The sequence below is a fragment of the Roseateles rivi genome (assembly GCF_043555845.1).
Lineage (GTDB): Bacteria > Pseudomonadota > Gammaproteobacteria > Burkholderiales > Burkholderiaceae_C > Roseateles > Roseateles rivi.
This window is the reverse complement of sequence record NZ_JBIGHZ010000004.1, coordinates 71852-96794: the sequence shown is the minus strand read 5'-3', so window position 1 is coordinate 96794 and position 24943 is coordinate 71852. Positions and strand designations below refer to the sequence as shown.

24 protein-coding genes and 2 tRNA genes are annotated in these 24943 nt (G+C 64.2%); 6 read left to right on the top strand and 20 right to left on the bottom strand.

The features are described from left to right. Positions 1 to 86: 86 nt before the first annotated feature. The 12 genes from ACG0Z6_RS10710 to def all read right to left on the bottom strand — a co-directional run bounded on the left by ACG0Z6_RS10710 (position 87) and on the right by def (position 9856). Positions 87 to 1280: a phosphoglycerate kinase gene (locus ACG0Z6_RS10710; protein WP_394461194.1), complete on the bottom strand. Its 1194-nt coding sequence runs from the start codon at positions 1278 to 1280 to the stop codon at positions 87 to 89. Between the two features lie 104 nt (positions 1281 to 1384). Continuing rightward, positions 1385 to 1717 carry an AzlD domain-containing protein gene (locus ACG0Z6_RS10705; protein ID WP_394461192.1) on the bottom strand — a complete coding sequence of 111 codons (333 nt, stop codon included), beginning with the start codon at positions 1715 to 1717 and terminating at the stop codon, positions 1385 to 1387. A gap of 12 nt (positions 1718 to 1729) precedes the next feature. Continuing rightward, positions 1730 to 2455, bottom strand: coding sequence for an AzlC family ABC transporter permease (locus ACG0Z6_RS10700; protein WP_394461190.1), 726 nt, complete (start codon positions 2453 to 2455; stop codon positions 1730 to 1732). Positions 2456 to 2568: 113 nt separating this feature from the next. Next, positions 2569 to 3324: a head GIN domain-containing protein gene (locus ACG0Z6_RS10695; RefSeq protein ID WP_394461187.1), complete on the bottom strand. Its 756-nt coding sequence runs from the start codon at positions 3322 to 3324 to the stop codon at positions 2569 to 2571. Between the two features lie 123 nt (positions 3325 to 3447). Beyond that, a complete protein-coding gene (locus ACG0Z6_RS10690) occupies positions 3448 to 3855 on the bottom strand; it encodes a hypothetical protein (RefSeq protein WP_394461185.1) in 408 nt (135 codons plus the stop codon). A 46-nt stretch (positions 3856 to 3901) separates the two neighbouring features. Then, entirely contained in the window at positions 3902 to 4438 is a 537-nt protein-coding gene (gloA, locus tag ACG0Z6_RS10685) for a lactoylglutathione lyase (protein ID WP_394461183.1), read from the bottom strand. Positions 4439 to 4482: 44 nt separating this feature from the next. Further along, complete coding sequence (locus tag ACG0Z6_RS10680; RefSeq protein ID WP_394461181.1) at positions 4483 to 4866, bottom strand: ribbon-helix-helix domain-containing protein; 384 nt, start codon at positions 4864 to 4866, stop codon at positions 4483 to 4485. Between the two features lie 28 nt (positions 4867 to 4894). Beyond that, positions 4895 to 6463 carry a GMC family oxidoreductase gene (locus tag ACG0Z6_RS10675; RefSeq protein ID WP_394461179.1) on the bottom strand — a complete coding sequence of 523 codons (1569 nt, stop codon included), beginning with the start codon at positions 6461 to 6463 and terminating at the stop codon, positions 4895 to 4897. Between the two features lie 74 nt (positions 6464 to 6537). Beyond that, a complete protein-coding gene (locus ACG0Z6_RS10670; protein ID WP_394461177.1) occupies positions 6538 to 7155 on the bottom strand; it encodes a tat (twin-arginine translocation) pathway signal sequence in 618 nt (205 codons plus the stop codon). A 262-nt stretch (positions 7156 to 7417) separates the two neighbouring features. After that, positions 7418 to 8269: a zinc metalloprotease HtpX gene (gene htpX, locus ACG0Z6_RS10665; RefSeq protein ID WP_394461174.1), complete on the bottom strand. Its 852-nt coding sequence runs from the start codon at positions 8267 to 8269 to the stop codon at positions 7418 to 7420. Between the two features lie 87 nt (positions 8270 to 8356). Next, entirely contained in the window at positions 8357 to 9316 is a 960-nt protein-coding gene (gene fmt / locus ACG0Z6_RS10660) for a methionyl-tRNA formyltransferase (RefSeq protein ID WP_394461173.1), read from the bottom strand. Positions 9317 to 9343: 27 nt separating this feature from the next. Continuing rightward, on the bottom strand, positions 9344 to 9856 hold the full coding sequence (gene def / locus ACG0Z6_RS10655) for a peptide deformylase (protein WP_394461172.1): 513 nt from the start codon (positions 9854 to 9856) through the stop codon (positions 9344 to 9346). Positions 9857 to 10153: 297 nt separating this feature from the next. On the opposite strand from def, the gene ACG0Z6_RS10650 reads away from it, so the two are divergent. The 3 genes from ACG0Z6_RS10650 (at position 10154) to ACG0Z6_RS10640 (ending at position 13017) form a co-directional block, all read left to right on the top strand. Then, a complete protein-coding gene (locus tag ACG0Z6_RS10650; RefSeq protein WP_394461170.1) occupies positions 10154 to 11308 on the top strand; it encodes a LysM peptidoglycan-binding domain-containing protein in 1155 nt (384 codons plus the stop codon). A gap of 55 nt (positions 11309 to 11363) precedes the next feature. After that, complete coding sequence (dprA, locus tag ACG0Z6_RS10645) at positions 11364 to 12497, top strand: DNA-processing protein DprA (protein ID WP_394461168.1); 1134 nt, start codon at positions 11364 to 11366, stop codon at positions 12495 to 12497. Positions 12498 to 12564: 67 nt separating this feature from the next. After that, positions 12565 to 13017 (top strand): Smg family protein, encoded by a 453-nt coding sequence (locus ACG0Z6_RS10640; RefSeq protein ID WP_394461166.1) that lies wholly within the window; start codon positions 12565 to 12567, stop codon positions 13015 to 13017. Between the two features lie 14 nt (positions 13018 to 13031). On the opposite strand, the gene ACG0Z6_RS10635 is transcribed toward ACG0Z6_RS10640, so the two are convergent. From ACG0Z6_RS10635 to yajC, 4 genes are all read right to left on the bottom strand, one after another. Next, complete coding sequence (locus ACG0Z6_RS10635; RefSeq protein ID WP_394461164.1) at positions 13032 to 15305, bottom strand: DUF1631 family protein; 2274 nt, start codon at positions 15303 to 15305, stop codon at positions 13032 to 13034. 43 nt (positions 15306 to 15348) lie between these two features. Continuing rightward, positions 15349 to 16386 (bottom strand): protein translocase subunit SecF, encoded by a 1038-nt coding sequence (gene secF, locus ACG0Z6_RS10630; protein ID WP_394461162.1) that lies wholly within the window; start codon positions 16384 to 16386, stop codon positions 15349 to 15351. 17 nt (positions 16387 to 16403) lie between these two features. After that, positions 16404 to 18281: a protein translocase subunit SecD gene (gene secD, locus ACG0Z6_RS10625; RefSeq protein ID WP_394461160.1), complete on the bottom strand. Its 1878-nt coding sequence runs from the start codon at positions 18279 to 18281 to the stop codon at positions 16404 to 16406. Between the two features lie 168 nt (positions 18282 to 18449). After that, entirely contained in the window at positions 18450 to 18773 is a 324-nt protein-coding gene (yajC, locus tag ACG0Z6_RS10620) for a preprotein translocase subunit YajC (RefSeq protein ID WP_394461158.1), read from the bottom strand. Between the two features lie 148 nt (positions 18774 to 18921). On the opposite strand from yajC, the gene ACG0Z6_RS10615 reads away from it, so the two are divergent. The 3 genes from ACG0Z6_RS10615 to ACG0Z6_RS10605 all read left to right on the top strand — a co-directional run bounded on the left by ACG0Z6_RS10615 (position 18922) and on the right by ACG0Z6_RS10605 (position 21306). Continuing rightward, positions 18922 to 19674: an enoyl-CoA hydratase/isomerase family protein gene (locus ACG0Z6_RS10615; protein WP_394461156.1), complete on the top strand. Its 753-nt coding sequence runs from the start codon at positions 18922 to 18924 to the stop codon at positions 19672 to 19674. Positions 19675 to 19840: 166 nt separating this feature from the next. Continuing rightward, complete coding sequence (locus ACG0Z6_RS10610) at positions 19841 to 20077, top strand: hypothetical protein (protein ID WP_394461154.1); 237 nt, start codon at positions 19841 to 19843, stop codon at positions 20075 to 20077. A 557-nt stretch (positions 20078 to 20634) separates the two neighbouring features. Continuing rightward, positions 20635 to 21306 (top strand): ProQ/FINO family protein, encoded by a 672-nt coding sequence (locus tag ACG0Z6_RS10605; protein WP_394461153.1) that lies wholly within the window; start codon positions 20635 to 20637, stop codon positions 21304 to 21306. 45 nt (positions 21307 to 21351) lie between these two features. Here the strand turns inward: ACG0Z6_RS10605 and ACG0Z6_RS10600 are convergent, their stop codons facing one another. The 4 genes from ACG0Z6_RS10600 to dsbD all read right to left on the bottom strand — a co-directional run bounded on the left by ACG0Z6_RS10600 (position 21352) and on the right by dsbD (position 24788). Beyond that, positions 21352 to 22644 carry a glycerate kinase type-2 family protein gene (locus tag ACG0Z6_RS10600; protein ID WP_394461152.1) on the bottom strand — a complete coding sequence of 431 codons (1293 nt, stop codon included), beginning with the start codon at positions 22642 to 22644 and terminating at the stop codon, positions 21352 to 21354. Between the two features lie 111 nt (positions 22645 to 22755). Beyond that, a tRNA-Met gene (locus ACG0Z6_RS10595) sits at positions 22756 to 22832 on the bottom strand. Between the two features lie 51 nt (positions 22833 to 22883). Beyond that, positions 22884 to 22960: transfer RNA gene (locus ACG0Z6_RS10590), tRNA-Met, on the bottom strand. Positions 22961 to 23003: 43 nt separating this feature from the next. Beyond that, positions 23004 to 24788: a protein-disulfide reductase DsbD gene (gene dsbD, locus ACG0Z6_RS10585; protein ID WP_474104013.1), complete on the bottom strand. Its 1785-nt coding sequence runs from the start codon at positions 24786 to 24788 to the stop codon at positions 23004 to 23006. Between the last annotated feature and the right edge of the window lie 155 nt (positions 24789 to 24943).

The following is a 24943-nucleotide window of genomic DNA, read 5'->3' as shown; positions in this document are numbered from 1 at the left end:
CAGAACCATGCAGGGCCGACATGGCTCGGAAAAGCAAAAGCCCCTCGCGAGGAGGGGCTCAGGCCTGAGGGGCAGAGGCGTGGAATTCAGCCCGCTGCGCGGCGCGCCAGAATTTCAAAGGCGGGCAGGGTCTTGCCTTCCAGCACCTCGAGGAAGGCGCCGCCGCCGGTGGAGATGTAGCCCACGTCCTTCTCGATGCCGTATTTGGCAATGGCCGCCAGGGTGTCGCCCCCACCGGCAATGGAGAACGCGCTGCTGCTGGCGATGGCGCGCGCCACGGTTTCGGTGCCCTTGGCAAAGGCGTCGAACTCGAACACGCCCACCGGGCCGTTCCACACAATGGTGCCAGCGGCCTTGAGCTGCTCGGCCAGGATGGCGGCGGTCTTGGGGCCGATGTCCAGGATCAAATCGTCGTCGGCCACCTCGTTGGCGGCCTTGATGGTGGCGGGGGCGTCTGCGGCAAAGCTCTTGGCGCAGACCACGTCCACGGGAATGGGCACCGCGGCGCCGCGGGCTTTCATGGACTCGATCACGGCGCGCGCATCGGCCACCAGATCGGGTTCGGCCAGGGATTTGCCAATCTTCAGGCCCGCGGCCAGCATGAAGGTGTTGGCAATGCCGCCACCGACGATGAGGCCGTCAACGTTGGCCGACAGCGATTGCAAGATGGTCAGCTTGGTCGACACTTTGGAGCCCGCCACGATGGCCAGCAGCGGGCGCTTGGGCGCCGCCAGGGCCTTGGTGATGGCGTCGATTTCAGCCGCCAGCAGCGGGCCGGCGCAGGCGATGGGCGCGAACTGCGCAATGCCATAGGTCGTGCCCTCGGCGCGGTGGGCGGTGCCGAAGGCGTCGTTGACGTAGATGTCGCACAGCTGCGCCATCTTCTTGGCCAGCTCTTCGTTGTTCTTCTTCTCGCCCTTGTTGACGCGGCAGTTCTCCAGCAGCACCACTTGGCCTGGCGCGACTTGAACGCCCTCCACCCAGTTCGCCACCAGCGGCACCTCGCGGCCCAGCAGCTCAGACAGGCGCTGCGCCACGGGGGCCAGCGAGTCTTCGGGCTTGAACTCGCCTTCGGTGGGGCGGCCCAGGTGTGAGGTCACCATCACCGCAGCACCGGCCTTGAGCGCCAGTTCGATGGCGGGAATGGAGGCGCGGATGCGCGTGTCTTCGGTGATGCGGCCGGCGTCGTCCTGGGGGACGTTCAAGTCGGCACGGATGAACACCCGCTGACCCGCCACCTTGCCGGCAGCGACCAAATCTGCAAAGCGCAAAACGTTCATGGTTCTAAGTTTTTTGAAGTGAAAAAGCTGTTCGGGGCGCCAAGCCCCGCTGTGGGTGAGAGCTTAACCCGGCGCAGGCGCGCTTGGCGCTGCGCTGCGCCCCCTCACCAGCCCAGCCCCAGGCGCAATGCCAGCATCACCACCGTGCCACTGACAATCGTGCCCAGAATGTCGCGCCGCCAGAAGAACCAGGCCGCGCCCGCCGCCGCGGCGTAGATGCGCGGGTCTTGCCACAGCGGCAAGAGCTGGCCTTGGGTGAGCACGGTCTCGGGCACGACAATGGCCGCCAGGGCCGCCATGGGCGCGTAGCGCAGCCCCTCTTTGAGCCAGCCGGGGATGGGCCACTCGCGCTCGGGCAGCAAGAAAAAGCCGCGCGACAGCAGCGACACCAAGGCCATGCCCAGAATGGTCACGACGGTCCAACCCTCTTGTGCCATGGCCCCTCCTTCTCAGCGCCCACGCGCACGCTGGCGCTGATCGAAATACACCCCCAGCGCCACCGCCGCCACGATGGCCAGCAGGATGTTGAGGCGCAGCGGCAAGGCGTAAGCCCATACCGACACCACGGCTGCGGCGGCTGCGGCCATCCAGGTGGCTCGGTCTTTGAGCTGCACCAGCGCCAAGCCCAGCAGCGCCAGCACACCCGCGTAGCCCAAGCCCCACTGCGTGGGCACTTGAGCGGCCAGCAGCATGCCCAGAATCGACGCCAGCTGCCAGGACGTCCAGCACACCGCCGCACCGCCCCAGTAATAGGGCAGTTGCGCGTCCACCTCCTGGCTGGCGTCCGGGAAACGCTGCAGGAAGAGCACGAAGTTCATGTCGATGGAAAAGTACGCCGTCCACAGGCGCTGGCGGCGTGGCAGGTGGCCCAGGTAGTTGCGCCACTGGCTGCTGAACACCACAAAGCGCATGTTCACGCAGCAGCACGTGGCCAGCACCACCCACAAGGGCGCTTGCGCCGCCAGCAATGGCAAGGCCGCCAGCTGCGCGCTGCCGGCAAACACCGTCAAGCTCATGAGCAGGGCCAGCGGCAGTGACAGGCCGCTTTTGATCATGGCCACACCTGTCACCACCCCCCAGGCCGCCAGGCCCAGGGCGGGGCCAGCCATGTCGCGCGCGCCTTGGGCAAACGCGGCATGGCGCCACGGGGCGCTGGGGGTGGCATGGGCAGTCATGCAGCCATGGTAGCGGGCGATGGTGCAGCGCACGAAAGCGCGACACCCCGTGTTCACGGCTTGCCTGGAGACCCTCAAACACGCCACAGGCCGCGCCCCGGCGCGCCAAAAATCTACTTGAGGGGACGCACGCGACCGCTGCCGGACTGGCTGACATCCAGCCGGGGCTGGCCCACATAGTTCACATCACCACTGCCCGCAATGCTGACGGACAAATCCTGCTGCGCATTGATGTACACGCGGCCGCTGCCCGCAATGCTGATGTCAGCGGCTTGCGCCAGCAGCGCTCGCAAGTCCGCGTCCCCGCTGCCGGCCACGGACACCGAGACCGATTGCGCCACGCCTTGTGCATGCACATCGCCGCTGCCCGCCACGGACAGGTCCAGCTTCTGCAGCTTGAGCTTGTTCAAACGCAGCCGCCCACTGCCCGCCACGCTCAGGTCCAGGCCCTGAGCTTGCAACTGACCCAGGGTGATGCTGCCACTGCCACTGAGCGCCAGCGCCTGAATCTGGCGCAGCTCCAGCGTGATTTGTGGGCGCTGTTTGTACTGAAGCCGATAGCTGGGCTTGGTCTCAATGATCAAGGTCAGCACGCCTGAGCTGCTGCGTGTCAGGCGCGTGTCGATGTAGGGCAGCACATTGGCGTCAGCGCGCAGCTCGAGGTGGTCGCGCGAGCCTTGCTGCACCGTCAAATCAAAGCTGCCACGCAAGTCGACGGCCACCGCGCCGTCCACGGATCGCGTCTGGCTGCTTGGGCGTCCGTCGCCTTCCACCAGCTTGGCGCCGGTGAAGCTGCTGAATGCTTGGGCTGCGCCGCCAATGCTCAGCAGCAAGGCCGCTCCCAATACCGTTCGCCTTTGTATGTTCATCACGCCCCTCCTTGTGTTTGGCCCAGAAATGCTAGGCCAGAAGGGCTCACAGTTCAGCACCAGCCGACAGGCTGCAGCCTGGGCCGATCAAATGCCAAAAGAGGGGCGCCGAAGGGCGGAGCGTCAGTGATGGCCACCCTTGGCGGCGGGCTTGTCGGCTTTGCCGCCGTGATTGGCCTTGCCATGCGTGTCGGCGTCTTCCTCGTCGGCGGGCGCGGGTGCCGAGGCCGGCGCGCTGGCGGGCTTGCCAGCGATTTTGGGCTCTATGCCTTCGAGCTTGTTTTCGCGCATGTATTCGTCCATCTCACGCCAGCCGGTGTAGACGGCGGACTTCTGCGCCTTGGGGTTGAGGGCGTAGCAGTCTTCGATGGCGCGCAGCGCATGGCGACAGGCGCTGCCAATGGCTTTGCCGTCGGCCTCTTTGGCGGCGGCTTGCTTGGCAGGGTCGGGAATGCCGAGGTACTCGCACCCCGCCAGGAGCGGCAGCGCGCAGCAACTCAGAATTCCGGCAATGCGGGTTAGACGGCTCATAGCCCCATATCGGCCCGCTGGGGCGGGACTTGAGCCGCCGCGCTGCTCACAGCCCCAGCTGCTTGAGCCGCGCGGGCTCGATGATCTCTATCCAATAGCCGTCGGGGTCTTTGATAAAGGCCACGTCTTTGAGCTTGCCTTGGTCGGGGCGCTTCACATAGGGCACTTGGTGCTGGTCAAACCAGGCCATGGCGGCGTCCAGATCCGGCACCGAAAAGCAGATGTGGCCAAAGCCCTGGGGCTGGGCATTGCCGTCGTGGTAGTGGAAGTCAGCTTGCGCCTCGGTGCCCCAGTTGTGGGTGAGCTCCAGCACGCCGCGCTGCGAAAAAGTCCACGCCGTGCGCTCGGCGGCATCTTGTGGGGCGTCTGCCGCTTGCTCCGGCGCGGCCAGAAAGTACAGCGAGAAGCTCATGGATTCAAAGTCGAGCTTGCGCAGCACCCGCAGGCCCAGCACGCGCGTGTAGAAGGCCAGCGACACGGCGGGGTCTTTGATGCGCAGCATGCTGTGGTTGAGCGTGAAGCCGCGCGTGGCGGCCTCGGCTTGGGGCTGCACGCCGGGGTGGATTTCGGTGTCAAAACTCATGCGGGGCTCGGTCCATCAAAAATGAAGTTGTGGGGCTTGGCGCCTCAGCGCGTGGCGGCGCGCTGCAGCAGGCGCAGCGCCTGCGGTGTGGCGGGGGCGGCAGCGCCCAGGGCCAGCTCTGGGCTTGAGGGCGGCAGTGTGCCCAGGCTTTGCGCGCGCGACCTGAGCAATTCGCGCTGCAGGTAGCGCATGCAGGTGACGCGCAAAAACGAGGCGAAGTTGGGCACCTCGCCGCGGTGCAGCAGGATTTCGTCGTGGAAGGTGCAGATCAGCGCATTGGTGGTGCAGCCCTCGTGCTGCGCCATTTCAGCCAGCACATCCCACACCAGGTTTTCCAGGCGCAGGCTGGTGAGCACGCCGTGAATGCGCAGGCTGCGCGTGCGCTGCTCGTAGAGGATGGGATCGGCTTTGACGTAGAACTCGCACATGGCCTGGCTCCAAAGGGCTGGCGGGGGTTCAGATCGCGCGGGCCGCCATCTGGCGCGCGATGTACTCGGCCTGGCGTATGGCCAGCGTGACGATGGTGAGCGTGGGGTTTTCAGCGCCACCGGTGGTGAACTGGCTGCCGTCAGAGATGAAGAGGTTTTTGACGTCGTGCGTCTGGCCCCATTTGTTGCACACGCTGGTCTTGGCGTCAGCGCCCATGCGGCAGGTGCCCAGGTTGTGGGTGGAGGGGTAAGGCGGCGTGCGATGCGTGCGCACCGCACCGGCGGCCTCATACACGCGCTGGCCCTGCCTGAAGGCGTGCTCGCGCATGGCGATGTCGTTGGGGTGGTCGTCGAAATGCACGTTGGCCACCGGCAGGCCCCAGCGGTCTTTCACCGCGCTGTTGAGGGTGATGCGGTTGCTCTCGCGGGGCATGTCCTCGCCCACCAGCCACATGCCCGCCATGTGGGTGTAGCTGTCCATGAAGCTGGCGAACTCCGCGCCCCAGCCACCGGGGTTGAGAAAGGCCGCCATGAAGGGAATGCCCAGCGACAGCGTCTCCATCTCATAGCCGCCCACAAAGCCGCGCCTGGGGTCGTGGGCGCCCTCGTCGCGGATGATGCCCGCCATGGTGGTGCCGCGGTACATGTGCACGGGCTGGCGGAAGGTGGCGTAGACCGAGCCCGTCATGTGCCGCATGTAGTTGCGCCCCACCTGCCCGGATGAATTGGCCAGCCCGTCCTTGAACAGGCCGGAGGCCGACAGCAGCAGCAGGCGCGGCGTCTCGATGGAATTGCCCGCCACGCAAACAATGCGCGCGCGCTGGCGCTGCTCCTGGCCCTTCGCGTCAAAGTACACCACGCCGGTGACCTTGCCTTGCGCGTCGTGCTCGATGCGCGCCACATGGCTGGAGGGGCGCAAGTCCAAATTCCCCGTGGCCTCGGCGGCCGGAATCTCGGTGTAGAGCGTGCTCCACTTGGCGCCGCTCTTGCAGCCCTGGAAGCAAAAGCCCAGCTGCATGCAACGGCCCCGGCCATGGCGCGGGCGGCTGTTGATGGCCATATTGCCGGTGTGCACGTCCTTGTAGCCCAGCTTCTTGGCCCCGGCATGCATGACCTTGAAGTTGTTATTGCCCGGCAGCCCGGGAATGCCGTGGGTGCGCGTCACACCCATCTTGTCTTCGGCGCGGGTGTAGAAGGGAGCCAGCTCCTCCAGCTCCAGCGGCCAGTCCTGCAGGTTGGCGTCCTTGAGCCCGCCGTAGACGCTGCGCGCCTTGAACTCATGCGCCTGAAACCGCAGCGAAGCGCCCGCCCAGTGCGTGGTGGTGCCGCCCACGGTTTTGCAAATCCAGGCGGGCAGCCCGGCAAAGTCCTTGGCCACGCGCCAGCTGCCGGAAGTGGTGCGCGGGTCCAGCCAGGCGAGCTGCGCAAAGCTCTTCCATTCATCGTTGATGAAGGTCTCGGGGCCTTGTCGCGCCCCGGCCTCCAGCACGATGACCTTGATGCCTTTTTGGCACAGCTCGTTGGCCAAAGTGCCACCGCCCGCGCCTGAGCCGATGATCACCACTGCAGAGTCGTCGTTGAAGTCGATGGTCGCCATCTGGGTCTCCGAAAGCGGCGCATCCCGCGCCGCGAACAAGGGGGTCTGGGTGGGGAGAAATCTCAGCCAATAGCTCAGCCGATGAAGGGCGGCGGGCTGGCCTCTGGCGGCGGCGCGGGCAACCACTTCAGGTCTTGAAAGCCGCGCGTGATGTAGCCGCCCTTCTCCCAGGCCGAGCCGGGGTAGCCGAACACGGCAAAAGCCATGTCGTTGTCGTAGAGCGAACTCACGCACTGCCCGCGCACCAGATTGAAAAAGGGCTGCCCTTCCAGGGCCTTGACCAAAGCCAATCGCTGCGCCGCAGCCGCTTTGTCAAAACCCTGCTGACCCAAAGCCGCCAAGCCTTGAGCCAGCAAATCCCGCGTGGCGCCGTCCTGCGCGGCCTTGGCGTCCAAGTCCTTGACCAGCAGCGCATACACCGCATCGGGCAGCTTTTTGTGCGGGAACAGCACCCGCCCCAAGGCCAGCAGGCGGCGGCCCTGCGGGCTTGTCAGCACCTTGAGCTCCACCGCCCAGGCCGTCGAAGGCGCCAAGGCCGCCAGCAGGGAGCCTGCGCTCAACTGCCCCAGCAACAAGCCGCTGCCGCGCAGCAGCTCGCGGCGCGTCAAGGGCAGATGCTGTTGTGCGGGGACTTGGCCAGGCTCATCACACAAAGCGGCGCGGCCGAGCGCCGAGATGGGAATGCTGCGCATGCTGCGCCTCCGGGGTTGGGGCGCCCACGGTTGGGGCGCTGGGTTCACGGTCTCTTGCGACTACCGCGCCGGTCGGCCAACAGGCATGCCACCCTTGCGCTGCGGCCCATTGGACGCCGCACCGCGCCAAGCGGGTGTTAGCCGGTTGTTGACGCGGGAAAGTCCCAGCCCGGAGGGTCGCCCGCCCACCCATTCCCTGACATTGACCGCCGCCTGTGCGCTGCGGTGCAAGACCCCGACCAGCCTGCCGGGGCCGTGATGCTCAGCGCTGCGTGCTGGCCATGGCCAGCAGCCGCTCAATGCGCTCTTCAGTGGCCGGATGGGTCGAGAACAAGGACCGGATCCCCCCGCCGGAGAGCGGGTTCATGATCATCATCTGCGCCGTCTCGGGGTGGCGCTCGGCCGCCTCCAGCGGCAGGCCCTGAGCGTAGCGGTGGATCTTCTCCAGCGCCGAGGCCAGCGCCGCCGGGTCACCGCAAATTTCCGCGCCGCCACGGTCGGCTTCGAACTCGCGGGCGCGGCTGATGGCCATCTGGATCAGGCTCGCGGCCAAGGGCGCCAGGATGGCCACCAGCAGACCAGCCAGCGGGTTGGTCGGGCGACCTTCGCTGTCGCGCGAAGAGAACAACATGCCGAAGTTGGCCAGCATGGAAATGGCACCGGCCATGGTGGCACTGATGGTGGAGATGAGGATGTCGCGGTGGCGCACATGCGCCAGCTCATGCGCCATCACGCCGCGCAGCTCGCGTTCGGTGAGCACACGCAAAATTCCCGTCGTGGCAGCCACAGCCGCATGCTCGGGGTCGCGCCCGGTGGCAAAGGCGTTGGGGGCGTCTTCGTGGATCAGGTAGACGCGCGGCATGGGCAGCTGCGCGCGCTGCGCCAGCTCCTGCACCATGGCGTAGAACTGCGGCGCGCTGGCGGCGTCCACCTCTTGCGCGTTGTACATCTTCAGCACCATCTTGTCCGAGAACCAGTAGCTGAAGAAATTCATGCCCAGCGCCACCAGCAGCGCCAGCATCATGCCCTGGCGCCCGCCCAGGACCATGCCCATGGCCATGAACAGCGCCGTGATGGCCGCCATCAGGATGGCGGTTTTCATGAGATTGAACATCGCGTCAGGCTCCTGTGTGCGCACGACGGTGCGCTCACTCCAGTCTATCTGGGGGCTGGAGCGGAGGAAATCAAGACGCCCGGGCCATCACCCCAGCCGCTCGCCCAGCGCGAAGGGCCGCGACTGCATGAGCTGCGCCGCACTCAGGCGCTTGCCGCCCGCGCGCTGCAGCTGTGTCAGGCACAGCGCGCCCTGGCCACAGCGCACCACCGGGCCGTCGGCGTGCAAGGCCACGATCTCGCCAGGCAGTGCCGACTCCAGACCCGGCACTTCCACCACCGTGGCAGCCCAGACTTTGAGGGCCTCGCCTGCAGCCTGCGTCACCCCGCCAGGGAAGGGGTCGAAGGCGCGCAGGCGCTGCGCCAGCAACTGAGCGTCCTGCTGCCAGTCCAGCGCGGCCTCATGCTTCTCGATTTTGTGCGCGTAGGTGATGCCCTCGCTGGGCTGGGGCGTGCGCGGCAGCGGCCCATGCTCGGCCTGGGCCAGCGCCTGCACCACCAGGCGCGCACCCTGCGCCGCGAGCCGGTCGTGCAGCTGCGCAGTGGTTTCCTGCGCGCCGATTTGCAGCGCCTCCACCAGCAGCATGTCGCCCGTGTCCAGGCCCTGGTCCATCTGCATGATGGTGATGCCGGTTTGCGTGTCACCGGCCTCGATGGCGCGGTGAATGGGCGCCGCGCCGCGCCAGCGCGGCAGCAGCGAGGCGTGGATATTGAGGCAACCCAGGCGTGGCAGCTCCAGTGTCCAGGCCGGCAGGATCAAGCCATAGGCGGCCACCACCATCACATCGGGCCTGGCCTGCAACAACGCAGCCTGGGCTTGTGCGGCGTCTTGGGCGTACTTGCCATCCAGGCGCAAGCCCAGGGGCTGGGCCACCGCGATACCGTGCTGGAGCGCCACTTGTTTGACGGCCGAAGCCTGCAACTTCATGCCGCGCCCGGCGGGCCGATCGGGCTGGGTGAGCACCAGCGGCACTTCGTGCCCGGCCTCGATCAGCGCTTGCAGCGCTGTCGCCGCGAATTCCGGCGTACCGGCAAAAACCACGCGCATGGGCGCCCTCTTCTGTTCAGCCAACACTCAGCGCCGCGTCTGTTCGCGCGCGCGCTTGCCGAGCTTGGATTTGATGCGTTCGCGCTTGAGGGGGCTGAGGTAGTCGACAAACACCTTGCCCGTGAGGTGGTCCAGCTCATGCTGCACGCACACGGCCAGCAGGCCTTCGGCCTCGAACTCGTAGGTCTGGCCCTCGCGGTCTTGCGCGCGCACCGTCACCCGGGCGTGGCGCGGCACTTTGTCGTAGATGGTGGGCACGGATAGGCACCCCTCTTCGCCATCCACAACTTCTGCGCTGTGGGCAATGATTTCGGGGTTGATCAGCACGCGCGGCTGCTGGCGGTCTTCCGACACGTCCATCACCACCACGCGTTCATGCACATTCACCTGCGTCGCGGCCAGGCCCACGCCTTCGGCGGCGTACATGGTCTCGAGCATGTCGTCCACCAGCTGGCGCACGCGGTCATCAATTACCGCCACAGGCCGAGCCACCGTTTGCAAGCGGGGGTCGGGGTACTTGAGGATGTCTAGAACGGCCATGTCAGTCAGGCGCTGTGGACTCAGCACAACGCGATTGTGTAAGGGCTTGCAATGCAGGGGCAGGTGGTTCATTGCCCACCCCTATGAATCTGGGCAGAATGACCCAGCATAAGCTGGCATTTTCGCCGATTTGTGCACACCAATGCGGCCCAAAGCATGGGCACCATTGCATCACGCAGGCCCGATACTGTTTGACGTCGGTGTGAGCAAATTGGCTGGGCTTGCCCGACAAACAGACCAAAACGTGACAAGCGCCATGAATCGTGCTCTCGCACCATGGTCGCGGGAGATCCATTCATGCTGCATCGAAAGTTGCCACGCGCTTGCGCCGCCCCTCTGGCCGCGTTGGCCCTGAGTTGCTGGGCCGCTCTGCCCAGCGCTGCGCTGGCGCAAAGCACCTACCCCATCACCACGCAGCAGCGTCAGACGGCTGACAAGGTCGCCCAGCAAGGCGTGCCGCTCAGCGCCCTGGCTCCCAATGCGCCCGACAGCTACACCATCAAGCGCGGCGACACGCTCTGGCGCGTCTCCTCCCTGTTCCTGAAGTCCCCCTGGCGCTGGCCTGAGCTGTGGGGCATGAACAAGGACCAGATTCGCAACCCCCACCTGATCTACCCCGGCCAGGTGCTGATGTTGATCCGTTCTGGCGACCGGGCCTATTTGCAAATCGGGCGCGACACCACGGGCGGCAATGGCGACATCCGTCTCTCACCGCGCGTGCGCAGCAGCAGCCTGGAAGAGGCTCTTGCGACCATCCCTCAGCACCTCATCGAGCCCTTCCTGACGCAGTCCGTGGTGTTTGATACCGACGCACTCAAGTCTGCGCCACGCATCGTCGCGACCAACGACAACAAGGTGCTACTCACACAGGGCGACACGGCCTATGTACGCGGCGATGTTGGCGCCTACCAGGACTTTCGCATCTTCCGCCAGCCCCAACCGCTGCTGGACCCCATCACCCAGGAGTTGCTGGGCTATGAGGCCACTTACGTGGGTGCGGCCGAGCTACTCAGCCCTGCAGGCAAAAAGGGTGAACACGTCGTGCCCGCCACACTGCGCGTGACCGCGGTACGCACCGAGGTCGGCTTGGGCGACCGCCTCGCCCCCATCGACACACGCAGCCAATCCAGCTATGTGCCGCACGCACCTGAAACGCCCATCGAGGGTCACATCGTTGCTGTGCATGGCGACGCCCTGACGGCGGGCCAAAACCAGGTGGTTGCGCTCAACAAAGGGCTGGTGGATGGCATGGAGCGTGGGCATGTGCTGTCGCTGTGGAAGGCTGGCCGCAAAGTGATCGACAAGACAGGGGGCGCCCCCGAAATTCTGCAACTCCCGGATGTGGCTCACGGTCACCTGCTGGTGTTTCAAGTTCACCAACGGGTGTCCTACGCGCTGATCCTGAACGTCCAAGAGCCCGTTTCGCGCGGCGACCGCTTCGGTCAGCCCTGAAGTTCCGCCCTGGTAGTTCGGCCTCGTGGACGCAGACCTTGTCGCTTGGTTGGAATTGTTGGCGATACCTGGCCTGGGCGGTGCTGCACTGCGCCGCCTGCTGGCGCGCCACGGCAGTCCCTCAGCAGTGCTGCGCGCTGGCGTGGCTGGGGCACAAGGCCTGCTGAGCGCGCAACAGGCCAGCCACTTTGCCAAAGGCCCACAAGAGCCCGAGGCGTTGTTGCAGCGCACCCTGCGCTGGTTGGACGAGAGCCCTCAGCGCGGCCTGCTGCCCTTGGGCGACCCGCGCTACCCGGAAGCCTTGCTCAACACACCCGACCCGCCGCTGCTGCTGCACTGGGCCGGGCGTCTGGACTTGCTCAAACAGCGCTGCGTGGCCGTTGTGGGCAGCCGCGACGCCAGCGCTCAGGGCAACACCCATGCCGCGCAATTTGGACAGGCCTTGAGTCAAGCAGGCTTTTGCGTCGTCTCAGGCCTGGCGCTGGGCATAGACGGCGCAGCACACGAAGGCGCTCTGCAGGGCCCCGGCAGCACCATCGCGGTGTTGGGTTGCGGTTTGGACCAGAACTACCCGCCCGCACACCGTCGGCTGCGCGAGCGTCTTGCCCAAGACGGTCTGCTGCTGAGCGAGTGGCTGCTGGGCACGCCCCCTCGGCCCGCACACTTCCCCCAGCGCAACCGCATCATTGCGGGCTTGAGCGAAGGCTGCCTGGTGGTGGAAGCCGCACTGCGCTCGGGTTCGCTCATCACGGCAAGGCTGGCGGCGGAATACGGGCGCGAGGTGTTCGCCATTCCCGGCTCCATCCACGAACCCTTGGCCAAGGGCTGCCATGAGCTGCTCAAGCAAGGAGCGACTCTGGTGCAGTCGCCACAGGACATATTCGACGAATTGCTGCCTGCACAAGTCCGCGCGGGCCAGACCGCCAACAAGCCCCCGCTCAAGGCGCGCACCCAATCCAGCCCTTCGCCCAGACCCGGCGCCGATGGCACCTTGGCCCAAACCGCACTCAGTCCCGCCCTGCAGCAAGTGCTGCAGGTCATGGACAGCCAAGCCGTGACGTTTGACGTGCTCCAAGCACGCTGCGGCATCCCCACCGAAACCCTGCAGTCCTTGCTGCTGGACTTGGAGCTGGAAGGGCTGGTGGCGAGACTGCCCGGAGCCCTGCTGCAGAGGCTCTACCGCGCCTGAAGCGTGGACGCAGGGGGCTTTGCCACCGCCCCCCATGCCGTTCTAGCCCCTGGGGTATCATCCCCTCATGTTCGACGTGCTCGTGTTCCTGTACGAAACTTACTGGCGCCCGGACGCCTGCCCGGACCACGCACAGCTCACCCGCAAGCTCTCTGCTGTGGGCTTTGAGACTGACGAGATCCAAGAGGCCTTGAGCTGGTTGGACGGGCTGGCCGCAGCGGCGCAATCGCACCAAGGCCAGCAAAGCGCTCAGGCCTTGCGCCTTTACGGCAAGCAGGAGCTCGACCACCTGGGCGAAGCCTCGGTGGGCTTTATCAGCTTTTTAGAGTCCGCGGGCGTGCTGCGTCCCGAGATGCGCGAAATCGTCGTCGACCGCGCCATGGCCATTCCAGGCAGCCCATTGGACCTGGAAGACCTCAAGATCATCGTGCTGATGGTGTTTTGGAGCTTGGGCGAAGAGCCCGATGCGCTCATCCTCGACGAGCTGTTTGCAGCCCCCGAAGAGCGCCAACTGCACTGAGCGCCGCGGCGCCCTCAGCAGTACAGGCGACTGGGGTCGACCTCAAGCTTGGCCAGCACACTGCGCGTGGCCTTGACGGTGAGCGCCTCGTCCTGCGCTGGCAATAGCAGGCCTGCGTGCAAGAATGCCGCCAAGCGAGTGAGCTGAAACAACACGCCACGCCCCTGGGCAGAGACAAACAAATTCAGTTGTTGGTGCGCGCCCTGCCAGGCCAGTTGCACGGGCTCAACGCGGCCGCGGTAGTCCAGCATGTACCACTCGCCCAGTTGCAAGCTCTTGGCCCACTTGAGCATGGCGTCCGTGGCGTCGCCGCCGCCTTCGGCAACGACTTCCAAGTCATCACACTCGTGTGCAGAGAGATTGCGCACCAGCATCTCGTCGAGCTCGTGCTCCCCTTCGCCGGGCAGCAATGCCACCAGGGTGTGCAATTGCTCCATCAGCTCGTCAAGGCGCTCTTTGGGAATGACAGCACTGCGAGCCGCAAAGGCGGCTGTCAGTGCGGTGTTGAGCTCCTGGAGCTTGCTGTCTTGCTTGGCAACGCTGAGCCCAGCATCACGCATACCCTCGCGCAGTGTTTTGAGCAAAGTGGGCAGACGCTGGATCACCTCAGCCCGCTCCTCGCGAGACACTTTGGCGCTGGCCGACCAAATCAAATCCGCTGCAACACTGCGCATTTGCGCTGTCTGGGTGGATTCCGCGCCTGAACGCATGGCCGTCACGGCCAGCACATCCGCCCAGGTCTGGAACAAAAAATCCCGCACGCCCTCTTGAACTGGAACTTCGGCCAGCATTTTGCGCAGCTCGATGGTGTACTGAATGGCCAGGGTCTCGCGCTGCTCGATTTGCTGAGCCAGGGACACACCCTTGCGCGACGCCTCGTTCTCGGTCTGAAAGTAGTGGTCGAGGAATTTCTCAAACTCGGTCAGCACCGCTTGGAACACCCGGCGCCCGGTGTCCGGATAGGCCTCAACCACCTGGGCGATGCGCTTGATTTCACGCTCCAGCGCATCACCCAAATTCGCCGACGATGTGTTGAAGCCCATGACGCAAACACCCATGCGGTCAATGAGCAAACGCGCCGGATGATCGGTACTGGCAAAAAAATCCGGCTCAGCCAAGGCCACCCGCAGCACAGGCATTTGCAGCCGCGCAAACCACACCCGCACAGCCGGAGGAATGCGCTCTTCCATCAAGATGCTTTGGAACAGCATGGCCACGACCTCAACCGTGGCGCGCTCAGCAGGCGATTCAGCGGCATCTTTGAGGGCCTGCTTGACGTCCTGCTGGCGCTGGCGCATTTGATCCAGCGAAATCGGCAGGGTGTCGCCGCTCTTGGCGCGCTCCGGGCGCAGGGCCGCCTGGGCTTGAACCAAGGCTTGCTTGAAGCGCGGCGAGGGCTCGGAAGAGATGGACAACTCCACGTCAGGCGCTGCACCGGGGCTGCTCGTGCCACCGCCACCTGCGTCGCCTACGGACGGCATGACATGCCGAGCCAGAACGCGCTGCAGCTGAGCCAGTACTTGCTGTGCGGCATCTTGGGATTTGGGCGCAACGCGGCGCTCCACCGCACGGCTGGCCAAAGGCGGTTCCGCGGCAACAGAGTCAGGCACGGTGGCCGGGTGACTGATAGGGGCCTCTTGGGTCGAATCTGACAAGCGGCGAATCAAGGGCCGCAAGTTGACGTCCGGCAAAACGCCTTGCGCAATCAACCACCGATTGCATTCGTGATAGGCCTCATAGGCCAAGTGGCCTAGCTCCTGATGCAAGGTCGCTTGCAGGAACTGCCACACCTCATGCCCAAGCCCGGCGTCAGCCCACGCCGTCAACACCTGCCGACCCAAGACCTGATGGCGCAAAATGTCGTTGGGCGGGAGGTCCTCCCCCCCCTCGATGCTGAGCATGCGCAGGCGCAAGTCGTTGAATTCCCAACTGGCCTGGTCCAGCAAAGCCATGGCCAAACGAGAGACCAAGATCTCGCGCTCGATCACCTCATGACCGACCAAGGCCAGATCTTGTGGCACACCGCGAGGACGGCTGTCTTGCCAGCCCTGCAATGCGGCCTGGGTTACCGCGGCTTGGAGTTGACCAACCCACGCACGCCCAGCACGACGCCAACGCTCCATGGCGTCGCGCCGTGCCATCTGCAAGCCGTGCTCGGCAACTTGACTCACCAAATCGTCAGCAGCACGATCCAAGACCTGCAGCAGGGCAGGCAAGCCCTTGTGCAAGGCTTGCGCGAGGACCTGCCTAGCCTGAGCGGACAACGCCAAGGGGGAGGAGTCAGTCATGCATCAGGGCTATCGTTAAGACTGAGGGCGATTAGCGACTCTACTACACCACCGCGCCACCGTTGGGATCGGCCGGATCACCGTCACGTTTAGCCACAGGGCGCACCAAATCTTCACGCTCCACGCCCAACCACATGGCAATGGCTGCCGCCACGAACACCGAGGAGTAGATGCCAAAGCAGATACCGATGGTCAGAGCAACGGCAAAGTAGTGCAGCGTGGGGCCACCGAACAGCAGCATGGACAACACCATCATCTGCGTGGAACCGTGCGTGATGATGGTGCGGCTCATGGTCGAGGTGATGGCGTGGTCGATCACCTGCGGCGTGTTGAGCTTGCGGTATTTGCGGAAGGCCTCGCGCACCCGGTCGAAGATCACCACCGACTCGTTCACCGAATAGCCCAGCACCGCCAGCACCGCCGCCAGCACCGCCAGCGAGAATTCCCACTGGAAGTAGGCAAAGAAGCCCAGGATGATGACCACATCGTGCAGGTTGGCAATGATGCCGGCCACCGCGAACTTCCACTCAAAGCGCAGGGCCAAGTAAATCATGATGCCCAGCACCGTGAAACCCAGCGCCCAGGCTGCGTCTTGCGCCAGCTCTGCACCCACCGCCGGGCCCACCACTTCGGAGCGTGAGAGCTTGATAGGTTCGGCATTGCCCGCTGCCACGCAGACCTGCTTGCTGATGGCCTCGCCCTTGTCGGTGACGAGTTCACGCTGTTGAATGCTACCGGCCTCGGCCTTGCACAGCTGGGTGAACACGTTTTGCACCACGTCGGACTGTTTGAGTCCCTCACGCACGGGCAGGCGCAGCATCACGTCGCGCGAGGAGCCAAACTTCTGCACCTGCACTTCGCCAAAGCCCATTTGCTCGACGACGTGGCGCGTCTTGGCCACATCAGCCGCTTGCGCGTACTCCACCTCCATCACCGTGCCGCCGGTGAATTCAATGGAGAAGTGCAATCCCCGTGTGACCAGGAAGAACACAGCCACTGCGAAAGTCAGGAAGGAAATCGCGTTGAACACCAACGCGTGCTTCATGAAGGGAATGTCGCGCTTGATTCGGAAAAATTCCATGACGTGCTCGCTTGCTCTCAGGCCTCAGGGGTCGCGGGGCTGGATTCAGGCTTCCAGACGGTGCCGATAGACACCGTCTTGAGGCGCTTGCGCCCGCCGTACCAGAGGTTGACCAGCGCCCGCGAGAACATCACGGACGACAGCATGGAGGTCAAAATGCCCAGGCAGTGCACGACCGCAAAGCCCTTGATGGGGCCAGAGCCAAAGGCCAGCAGGGCAATACCGGCAATCAGCGTCGTGACGTTGGAGTCCAAGATGGTGGCAAAGGCGCGCTCATAGCCCGCATGGATGGCCGCCTGGGGCGACAGACCCAAACGCAGCTCTTCTCGAATGCGTTCGTTGATCAGCACGTTGGCGTCAATGGCCATGCCCAGCACCAGCGCGATAGCGGCAATGCCGGGCAGCGTCAGGGTCACGCCCAGCATGGACAGAATCGCCACCAGCAGCAGCAGGTTGAAGCCCAGCGCCAGCGAGGAGAACAGGCCGAACATCATGTAATAGAGGCACATGAAGGCCGCCACGGCCACAAAGCCCCACACCACGGAGTGCATGCCCTTGGCAATGTTCTCCGCACCCAGGCTCGGGCCAATGGTGCGCTCTTCGATGATCTCCATGGGCGCAGCCAGCGAGCCCGCACGCAGCAGCAAGGCGGTGTCGTTGGCTTCTTGCGTGGTCATGGCGCCAGAGATTTGCACCCGGCCGCCGCCGATTTCGCTGCGGATCACGGGCGCCGTCACCACCTCACCCTTGCCCTTTTCGAACAGGATGATGGCCATGCGCTTGCCAATGCTTTCGCGCGAGACGTCCTTGAAGATGCGCGCGCCCTTGGCGTCCAAATTCAGGTTGACCGCGGGCTGATGGTTTTCGTCAAACCCGGGTTGAGCGTCGTTGAGGTTGTCGCCCGTCAGCACCACCTGGCGCTTGACGATGATGGGCACGCCACCGCGCTCTGAAAAACGCTCGGTGCCAAAGGGCACGGGACCGGTACCCGACAGGGCGGCCTGGGCCTCAGCGCTGTCGTCGACCATGCGAACTTCCAGCGTGGCGGTGCGACCGATGATGTCTTTGGCGCGCGCCGTGTCCTGCACACCGGGCAGCTGCACCACGATGCGGTCCAGACCCTGCTGCTGAATCACCGGCTCGGTCGTACCCAGCTCGTTGACGCGGTTGTGCAGCGTGGTGATGTTTTGCTTGAGTGCAGCGTCTTGCACCGCAATCATGGCCTTGGGCTTGAGGTTGCCCACCAGGCGGCGCTCGGCGTCCTGGCCCTCGGGCTTCCAGTCCACATCGGGAAGCTTTTCCGTCAGCAGCTGCGTGGCAGCAGTGAAATTCTCGGCATCGCGAAACGCCACCACCACGGCATTGCCGTCACGGCTGATGCCCGAGTGACGAACGTTTTTGTCGCGCAATGTGGTGCGCACGTCGCCCACCAAGGCATCGGCCTTTTTGGTCAGCGCCGCCTTCATGTCAACCTGCATCAGGAAGTGCACGCCGCCGCGCAAGTCCAGACCCAGGTACATGGGGTGGGCCTTCAGCTTGGCCAGCCATTGCGGCGAGCGCGACAGCAGGTTCAGGGCCACGATGTAGGTGGGGTCTGCCGGGTCGGGGTTGAGTGCCTTGCTGATGGCGTCCTTGGCCTTGATTTGCACGTCTGTGTCGGCAAAGCGGGCGCGGATGGAGGTGCCGTCGAGCTGCACAAAGTCTGGCTGCAGCTTGGCCTCTTGCAAGGCAGCGGCAACTCGCTGGCGCAGCGCCTCGTCGACCTTGACCGTGACTTTGGCGCTTGAGATCTGCACCGCTGGCGCTTCCCCATAGAGGTTGGGCAGGGTGTAAATCAATCCAATCAGCAACGCGATGACCAGCATCACGTACTTCCACAGGGAATAGCGGTTCATAAGGACTTCCTTACGCAAACCTGTTCAGGCTTGACCAGAGCCTGGACGTCCGCCCGGCAGGGCGAAAAATGGGTCAGCCCATGTGTGCGAACACCCGGCCGAGCGAACTTGCGCGCAGACCGGGTGCTGTTGCGGCCACACAGGGCACTGTGCGGCGTCGGCCGTGGTTCAGCCTTTCAGGCTGCCCTTGGGCAAGACCTGCACCACCGAGGAGCGCTGCACTTGCACTTCCACGCCGTCGGTGATTTCCAAACCCACATAAACCTCGCCGACCTTGCTGATCTTGCCCAGCAAGCCACCCGCGGTGATGACCTCGTCACCCTTGCCCAGGGCCTCGATCATTTTGCGGTGCTCCTTCTGACGCTTCATCTGCGGGCGAATCATCACGAAGTACAGCACCACAAACATCAGCACCAGCGGCAGCATGCTCAGCAGGCTGGATTGGGCCGAAGGCGCTGCCGCAGCCTGCGCAAATGCATTGGAAATAAACATGAGTCCCTCAAAAATCAGCCCACCCCGGCATCATGCAACACAGGGCAGATCACATCGATGTGTGAGATTGTACGGTGCCCCCCACGACCACCCGGGACAATAGCGCCCGCCCGGGCGCCGCTCGGACCGCAGACAAACCCCAGCCCTCATGAGCACGCCAACACTGCATGTCGATGGCCCGCTGGCCACCCTCACCCTGAACCGCCCGCAGCAGGCCAACCACCTCACCGTCGAGGACCTCGAACAACTCAGCCAACACCTGCAAACCCTCGCCAACAGACCCGAGGTGCGCGTGTTGCTGCTACAAGCCCAGGGCAAGCACTTCTGCAGCGGCTTTGACCTCAGTGCACTCAGCGCCGTGGACGCCCCCGCGCTGTTTGAGCGCATCGTGCAACAACTCGCTCAGCTGCCCCAACCGCGGGTGGCCGCCATCAACGGCGGTGTGTTTGGCGGCGGCACCGACCTCGCCCTGGCCTGCGACTTTCGCATCGGCACCACAGCCAGCCGCATGTTCATCCCCGCCGCGCGCATCGGGCTGCACTACCACCGCGGCGGCATGCAGCGCTTGGTGCAGCAGATTGGACTCAGCGCCGCCAAGCGCCTCTTGCTGACGGGCGAAGAATTCGACGCCGCCGCAATGCTGCGCTGCGGCTTCCTGGATGAGGTCACACCGTCCAACGAAGCGCTAGGCCAGCGCGCCCAGGCCTTGTGCGACACCCTGTGCGCACTCGCCCCGCTGGCCGTACAAGGCATGCGCCGCCACTTGGACGCCATTGCCAGCGGTACGCTGGACAGCGCACAACTGGAGCAGGACATGGCGCGCTGTCGCGATTCAGCCGACTGGGCCGAGGGGCTTTTGGCCTTGCAGGAACGCCGCATCCCCAGGTTTTCGGGCCACTAAATCTGGCGCAAACCGCATCACACCCCCCGGCATTAGCGTAGGCCCGGTGGCACGACCTAGCGCTTGTAGGAAAATACGGGTTTTTACAGGCGCAGCTGCTGCGGTGCAGAGGACACCCGCAGCCGCCACGACCCGAGATCAACTATTCCATTCCAGCAGGATCAACGTGGCCAAGGAACCAACCAAGACGACGATTGAGGCCGATGGGCTTCGCTACCGCTCCAAAGCACCCGGCTCGCCGTTTGCAGCCACTTCTTCTTTTGGCGCGGCCACCATGTCATGCTTTCTCTGCGGCAAACACCGCCCACGAGCCTTGCTCAAGTCGCGCAAGCTGCTGGGCAAGTCTCAGCCGGTTTGTGCGCCCTCTTGCAAAGAGCTCGAAGAGCAGCTGACCAAAAAGTAAGCCCACCTTTTAGCGCCCGCTGTGGCGCTGCCCCCTACAACCGCCTTCAGCCCCAGTGCTGCCGGCGGTTTTTCTTTGTCCACCGTTGAAATGGTGCGATCTTCGGCGCGGGCTTTCCCTTGTCGGGCCCCCACCACGCCTAAGGGCAAGCGCCCTAGCTTCTGTCATGTGCCCTCACTACTATGGGGATCACACTCACAGGGTAGCCCTTATCCAGGGCCGCCACAGATCGGCTGTATCACCAGCCCTGTACGGAGGGGGAACCATGAGCAAAGACACCTGCACCGCAGTGCGCGAAGACGGGTTGCGCTACGCGTCCAAAATCGGAGGCTCGCCCTTCCAAGGCAGCGGACAAACCCGCTCATGCTTTAAATGCGGGCGCCACCGCCCCACCAGCAGCCTTCAGGCCCTGCGTGTTCTGGGTCGCAGCGAGCTGGTTTGCAAACCCAGTTGCGCGCCCAAAACCTGATTGCTAGTGCTTTTGGCAATCCGTGCCTTGTAGCCAGGGCGGACGCAGGCACAATTCCGCCTTTGCAACGTCGTACCGATTTAGCGCCATGTCCTGCTCTGACCTGCCCCAGTCTGCTACCGAAGAATCCGCCGCCCCAGCCGTGGCGGAGAGTCAGCCGGCACCAGCGCCCACCAAAAAACAAGTGGACCTGCGCCACTGCTTCGAGCAGCTCAAGCAGAATTTCCCCGCGCTTTTCGGCGGCACCGCCAAACCCCTGAAGCTGCGCATTCAGGCTGATATCCAGCAGCGTTCACCCGGCCTGTTCACCAAAGCCGAACTCTCCGCAGTGCTGCGCCGCTACACCGGCAGCACCAGCTACCTGGTAGCACTCACTCGCGAACAGCAGCGCTACGACCTGGACGGCCAGCCCGCTGGCGAACTCAGCGCCGAGCACCGCGACGCAGCAACGCAGGAGCTGCAACGCCGCCGCGCCATCACCCAGGCACGTCGCGACCAAGAAGATGCAGACCGGCGCCAGCGCGCCCAGCTGCTGCGCGACTTTGAGCGCACCACGCTGACGCCCGCCAACTTCAGCGCCCTGAAAGGACTCAGCGTCGAAGCTCTCGAAGAGAGCCTGACCTTGGCCAAGAAGGAGGCGGCTGAAGCCCCCGTCAGAGAACGCCCGCATCCGCGCGATGCCCAGCGCGCTGGCCGCCCCGGCCCAGGCAAGCCACGCGGCAATGGTGGCCGCCCGCAGGCCACCAGAACCCCGCGCTAAGTACGCACTAAAGCGCACAGAGCGCCCCTCCTGACCCTCCTCGGCTTACAAGACCAACACGGCCCTGAAGTCGTTCACATTGGTATGGGTGGGGCCCGTCACAAAGGCATCGCCCAGCGCGCCGAAAAAGCCATGCCCGTCATGAGCATCAAGGCTGCGCTGTGGCAACACCCCCAGGGCGTGCGCGCGCCGCAATGTATCCGGCGCCACAAATGCACCAGCCACCGGTTCCTGCCCATCAACACCGTCTGTGTCCGCCATCAGGGCATACACGCCGGGCTGGCCGCGCAAAGCCAGCGCCAGTGCCAGCGCGCATTCCACATTTCGCCCCCCTCGCCCTTCATAGGGTCGGGAGCCGCTCAGCGTGACGGTCGACTCACCACCACTGAGCAGCACACAGGGCCGCGCAAAGGGTTCACCCCGCTGGGCAATTTGCGAGGCCAGAGCAGCCAGCATGCCGCCCATGTCGCGCGCCTCGCCTTCAAAGCGATCACTCAGCACATGCGCCGGTATGCCATGGCGCCGCGCCACCTCAGCCGCCGCCTGCAGCGACTGCTGCGGGGTGGCGATCATGTGAACTTCATGGCCTTCGAGGCGAGGATCGTCAGCCTTGATCGTCGTTGCCACGCCGCTTTGTAAGTGAGCCAACACAGGCTCAGGCAGCTGCAGCCGATAGCGCCGCACGATGTCCAGCGCCATGGCCGCATCCGAGGGGTCGGCCACCGTGGGGCCGGATGCGATGTCCTCGGGATGGTCTCCCGGCACATCGGAAATCAGCAAGGTACACACCCGCGCCGGGTGACATGCGGCGGCTAACTGCCCACCCTTGATGGCTGACACTTGGCGACGCACACAGTTCATCTCGCTGATGCTCGCGCCACTGTTGAGCAGCGCTTGATTGAGCAACTGCTTGTCGCGCAAAGAAATACCCGACGCTGGCTCCACCGAGAGCGCAGATCCGCCCCCTGAAAACAAGGCGATGACCAGATCATCCGCCGTCAGCCCGCTGACAAGCGCCTTCATCCGTAAGGCGGCCTTCACGCTGCTGTCATCAGGGACAGGGTGCGATGCATGCAGCACCTCAATGGCGCCCGCCGCCACCTCGTGCCCATGAGGCACCACCACCAAACCCCTCAACGAAGGCCCAGTCCAACAGGCCTCAAGTGCGCGCGCCATCTGCGCCGCGGCTTTGCCTGCACCCACGACCAGCACACGTCCGCGTGGCGGTTGCGGCAAGCATGAAGGGATCCGCAAACCAGGCTGGGCCTCAGCAACCGCAGCCTCGAACAAGGTGGTCAAAAATGCCCGAGGATTTTGCAATGGAGCGTCGCTTGGCATGGTTGCTGGATTTCAGTTTCCTGAAGTCTAGCGGCCAAGCACTGTTCACATGACAATTCGAACAGCCAAGAAAAAACCCCGCAAGCCAGAGGCAAGCGGGGTTATCTTTTTTGGTTGCGGGGGCAGGATTTGAACCTACGACCTTTGGGTTATGAGCCCAACGAGCTACCGAGCTGCTCCACCCCGCGACTGATTCTTGTCGCCAGCCGCAAAAATCACTTTGCGGCTTCGGTATATTTTGGTTGCGGGGGCAGGATTTGAACCTACGACCTTTGGGTTATGAGCCCAACGAGCTACCGAGCTGCTCCACCCCGCGACTGAAGCTAGCAGTGTAGCACGGATTTACCATCCTCAGCAAACTATAGCCCTGCTTGGCCCAATGACTGCAAAAAACGCTCAGCGTCTTGGAAGCCGATCACCCGGCTGCCCGCAAGCTCCTGGCCCTTGGCATCAAAGAACAAGATGCCCGGCGGGCCAAACAGCTTGAAGCGGCGCAGCAACGCACGATCGTCGGCATTGTTCGCCGTCACGTCCGCCTTCAGCAGCAATGCTTTAGAGAGCGTGGCCTGCACGCGGGCGTCACTGAAGGTGAAGCGCTCCATCTCCTTGCAAGACACGCACCAGTCGGCGTAGAAGTCCAGCATCACAGGCTGCCCGGCCGTACGCAAAATCTCGTCCAGCTCCTGCTCCGTCTTGACCAGGCGAAAGTTCAGCTTGGCCGCAACAGCAGCGGAAGGCGTGGCGCTGGCCACACCCTTGAACGGCGCCAGAGGCCGCAGGGGATCCGTGCCGCCCGTGGCTGCGCCAATGAACTGCGCCACACCCACCACTGCGGCCAGCAAGGCCACAGTCTTTCGCACCCAAGTCTTGGGCGCGTGGGGCTCGTTGCTGTGGAACAGGCCCAAAGACGCCGCCCAAATCACAAGCAGCACGCCCCACAACAGCTGAGCCACCTCGGGCGCGAGCACTGGCTGCACAGTCCACAGCGCCACCGCCAAAAGCACGATGCCGAAGAAGTATTTGACCCCTTCCATCCACGGACCCGCGCGGGGCAACAAGGTGCCTGCTGACACCCCCAACAACAGCAGCGGGACGCTCATGCCTGCTGCCAAGGAGAACAGCGCCATCCCGCCCAGCCAGACATCACGGGTCTGGCTGATATAGAGCAAGGCGCCCGCCAAGGGTGCAGCCACACAGGGACTAACAATCAATGCCGACAGCCCCCCCATGCCCAACACGCTGAGCACGCGGCCAGGCGGCAGCTTCTGCGTGGCATCGTTCACGCCCCCAGTGAAGCGCGCTGGCAGCTGGATTTCATACACGCCAAACATCGACAGCGAGGCACCGACCAGCATCAGCGCGAACAACACCAACACCCATGGCTTTTGCAAATGCGCCGCCAGGCCCTCTCCCGCCAGACCAGCTGCCACACCCAAGGCGGTATACACCAGCGCCATGCCCAAGGAGTAAGACGCCGCCAAGGCGCCACCTCTAAGGCGAGACACCGACGTCCCCTGCCCCACGATAATGGACGACAGAATGGGCAACATGGGCAGCACGCAGGGCGTGAACGAGAGCAAGAGCCCGGCCACAAAAAAGCCGCCAACCACCGCAGCCCAGTGTCCAGATTGCAGGATCGACCCCAACCCGCCCGACTCCCGCCCATCAGCGACCTGAGGCGAGACGGCCCCACTTTCATTGACGGTCTTGTCCGCAGCCACCGCCGCCAGCACGCCAAACCCCCCCATGGCTTCTGGCGATGCCGTGATGCTCAGCGGCTGAGCAGCGCCATCGGCACCCTTGCCTGGCAACACCACATTGCTGGTAATAGGGGGATAACAAAGCCCCAAGTCTGCACAACCCTGACCTGTGACTGCCATTTGAACGGCGGCCCCAGACGCCGCCTGGGCCAGCTTCACTTCAAGACTCAGCCTGCCGCGGTAAGTTTCGACTTCCTTTTGGTAGGTTTCGTCAAATTTACGCTTAGCTTCGGGCCATTGCGCCACCACCAAATCTTGCCCCTGGGCTGAAAACTTGAACTGCTCCTTGTACATGTAATAGCCAGGAGCAATTTCAAATGTCAGGCGAACCCGCTCGGTGTCGAGCACCTGCACACCCAACTTAAATGCATCTTCCGGGTTCATTGGCTCAGCAGCCTGTACTTGCCCGCCAACGCAGAATAGACAAAACAGCAACCCAAATAGGCGAACCAGCAGGGCAACCCAATATTGTCGAACGCTATTCATGACACAGCCCATTCAAACCAAACCCCAACTATGACAAGGGTTTCGCGACAAAT

Coding starts and splice junctions, on each gene's coding strand:
- ACG0Z6_RS10710 (WP_394461194.1), bottom strand. CDS start 1,280: ATGAACGTTTTGCGCTTTGCAGATTTGGTCGCTGCCGGCAAGGTGGCG.
- ACG0Z6_RS10705 (WP_394461192.1), bottom strand. CDS start 1,717: ATGGCACAAGAGGGTTGGACCGTCGTGACCATTCTGGGCATGGCCTTG.
- ACG0Z6_RS10700 (WP_394461190.1), bottom strand. CDS start 2,455: ATGACTGCCCATGCCACCCCCAGCGCCCCGTGGCGCCATGCCGCGTTT.
- ACG0Z6_RS10695 (WP_394461187.1), bottom strand. CDS start 3,324: ATGAACATACAAAGGCGAACGGTATTGGGAGCGGCCTTGCTGCTGAGC.
- ACG0Z6_RS10690 (WP_394461185.1), bottom strand. CDS start 3,855: ATGAGCCGTCTAACCCGCATTGCCGGAATTCTGAGTTGCTGCGCGCTG.
- gloA (WP_394461183.1), bottom strand. CDS start 4,438: ATGAGTTTTGACACCGAAATCCACCCCGGCGTGCAGCCCCAAGCCGAG.
- ACG0Z6_RS10680 (WP_394461181.1), bottom strand. CDS start 4,866: ATGTGCGAGTTCTACGTCAAAGCCGATCCCATCCTCTACGAGCAGCGC.
- ACG0Z6_RS10675 (WP_394461179.1), bottom strand. CDS start 6,463: ATGGCGACCATCGACTTCAACGACGACTCTGCAGTGGTGATCATCGGC.
- ACG0Z6_RS10670 (WP_394461177.1), bottom strand. CDS start 7,155: ATGCGCAGCATTCCCATCTCGGCGCTCGGCCGCGCCGCTTTGTGTGAT.
- htpX (WP_394461174.1), bottom strand. CDS start 8,269: ATGTTCAATCTCATGAAAACCGCCATCCTGATGGCGGCCATCACGGCG.
- fmt (WP_394461173.1), bottom strand. CDS start 9,316: ATGCGCGTGGTTTTTGCCGGTACGCCGGAATTCGCGGCGACAGCGCTG.
- def (WP_394461172.1), bottom strand. CDS start 9,856: ATGGCCGTTCTAGACATCCTCAAGTACCCCGACCCCCGCTTGCAAACG.
- ACG0Z6_RS10650 (WP_394461170.1), top strand. CDS start 10,154: ATGCTGCATCGAAAGTTGCCACGCGCTTGCGCCGCCCCTCTGGCCGCG.
- ACG0Z6_RS10640 (WP_394461166.1), top strand. CDS start 12,565: ATGTTCGACGTGCTCGTGTTCCTGTACGAAACTTACTGGCGCCCGGAC.
- ACG0Z6_RS10635 (WP_394461164.1), bottom strand. CDS start 15,305: ATGACTGACTCCTCCCCCTTGGCGTTGTCCGCTCAGGCTAGGCAGGTC.
- secF (WP_394461162.1), bottom strand. CDS start 16,386: ATGGAATTTTTCCGAATCAAGCGCGACATTCCCTTCATGAAGCACGCG.
- secD (WP_394461160.1), bottom strand. CDS start 18,281: ATGAACCGCTATTCCCTGTGGAAGTACGTGATGCTGGTCATCGCGTTG.
- yajC (WP_394461158.1), bottom strand. CDS start 18,773: ATGTTTATTTCCAATGCATTTGCGCAGGCTGCGGCAGCGCCTTCGGCC.
- ACG0Z6_RS10615 (WP_394461156.1), top strand. CDS start 18,922: ATGAGCACGCCAACACTGCATGTCGATGGCCCGCTGGCCACCCTCACC.
- ACG0Z6_RS10605 (WP_394461153.1), top strand. CDS start 20,635: ATGTCCTGCTCTGACCTGCCCCAGTCTGCTACCGAAGAATCCGCCGCC.
- ACG0Z6_RS10600 (WP_394461152.1), bottom strand. CDS start 22,644: ATGCCAAGCGACGCTCCATTGCAAAATCCTCGGGCATTTTTGACCACC.
- dsbD (WP_474104013.1), bottom strand. CDS start 24,788: ATGAACCCGGAAGATGCATTTAAGTTGGGTGTGCAGGTGCTCGACACC.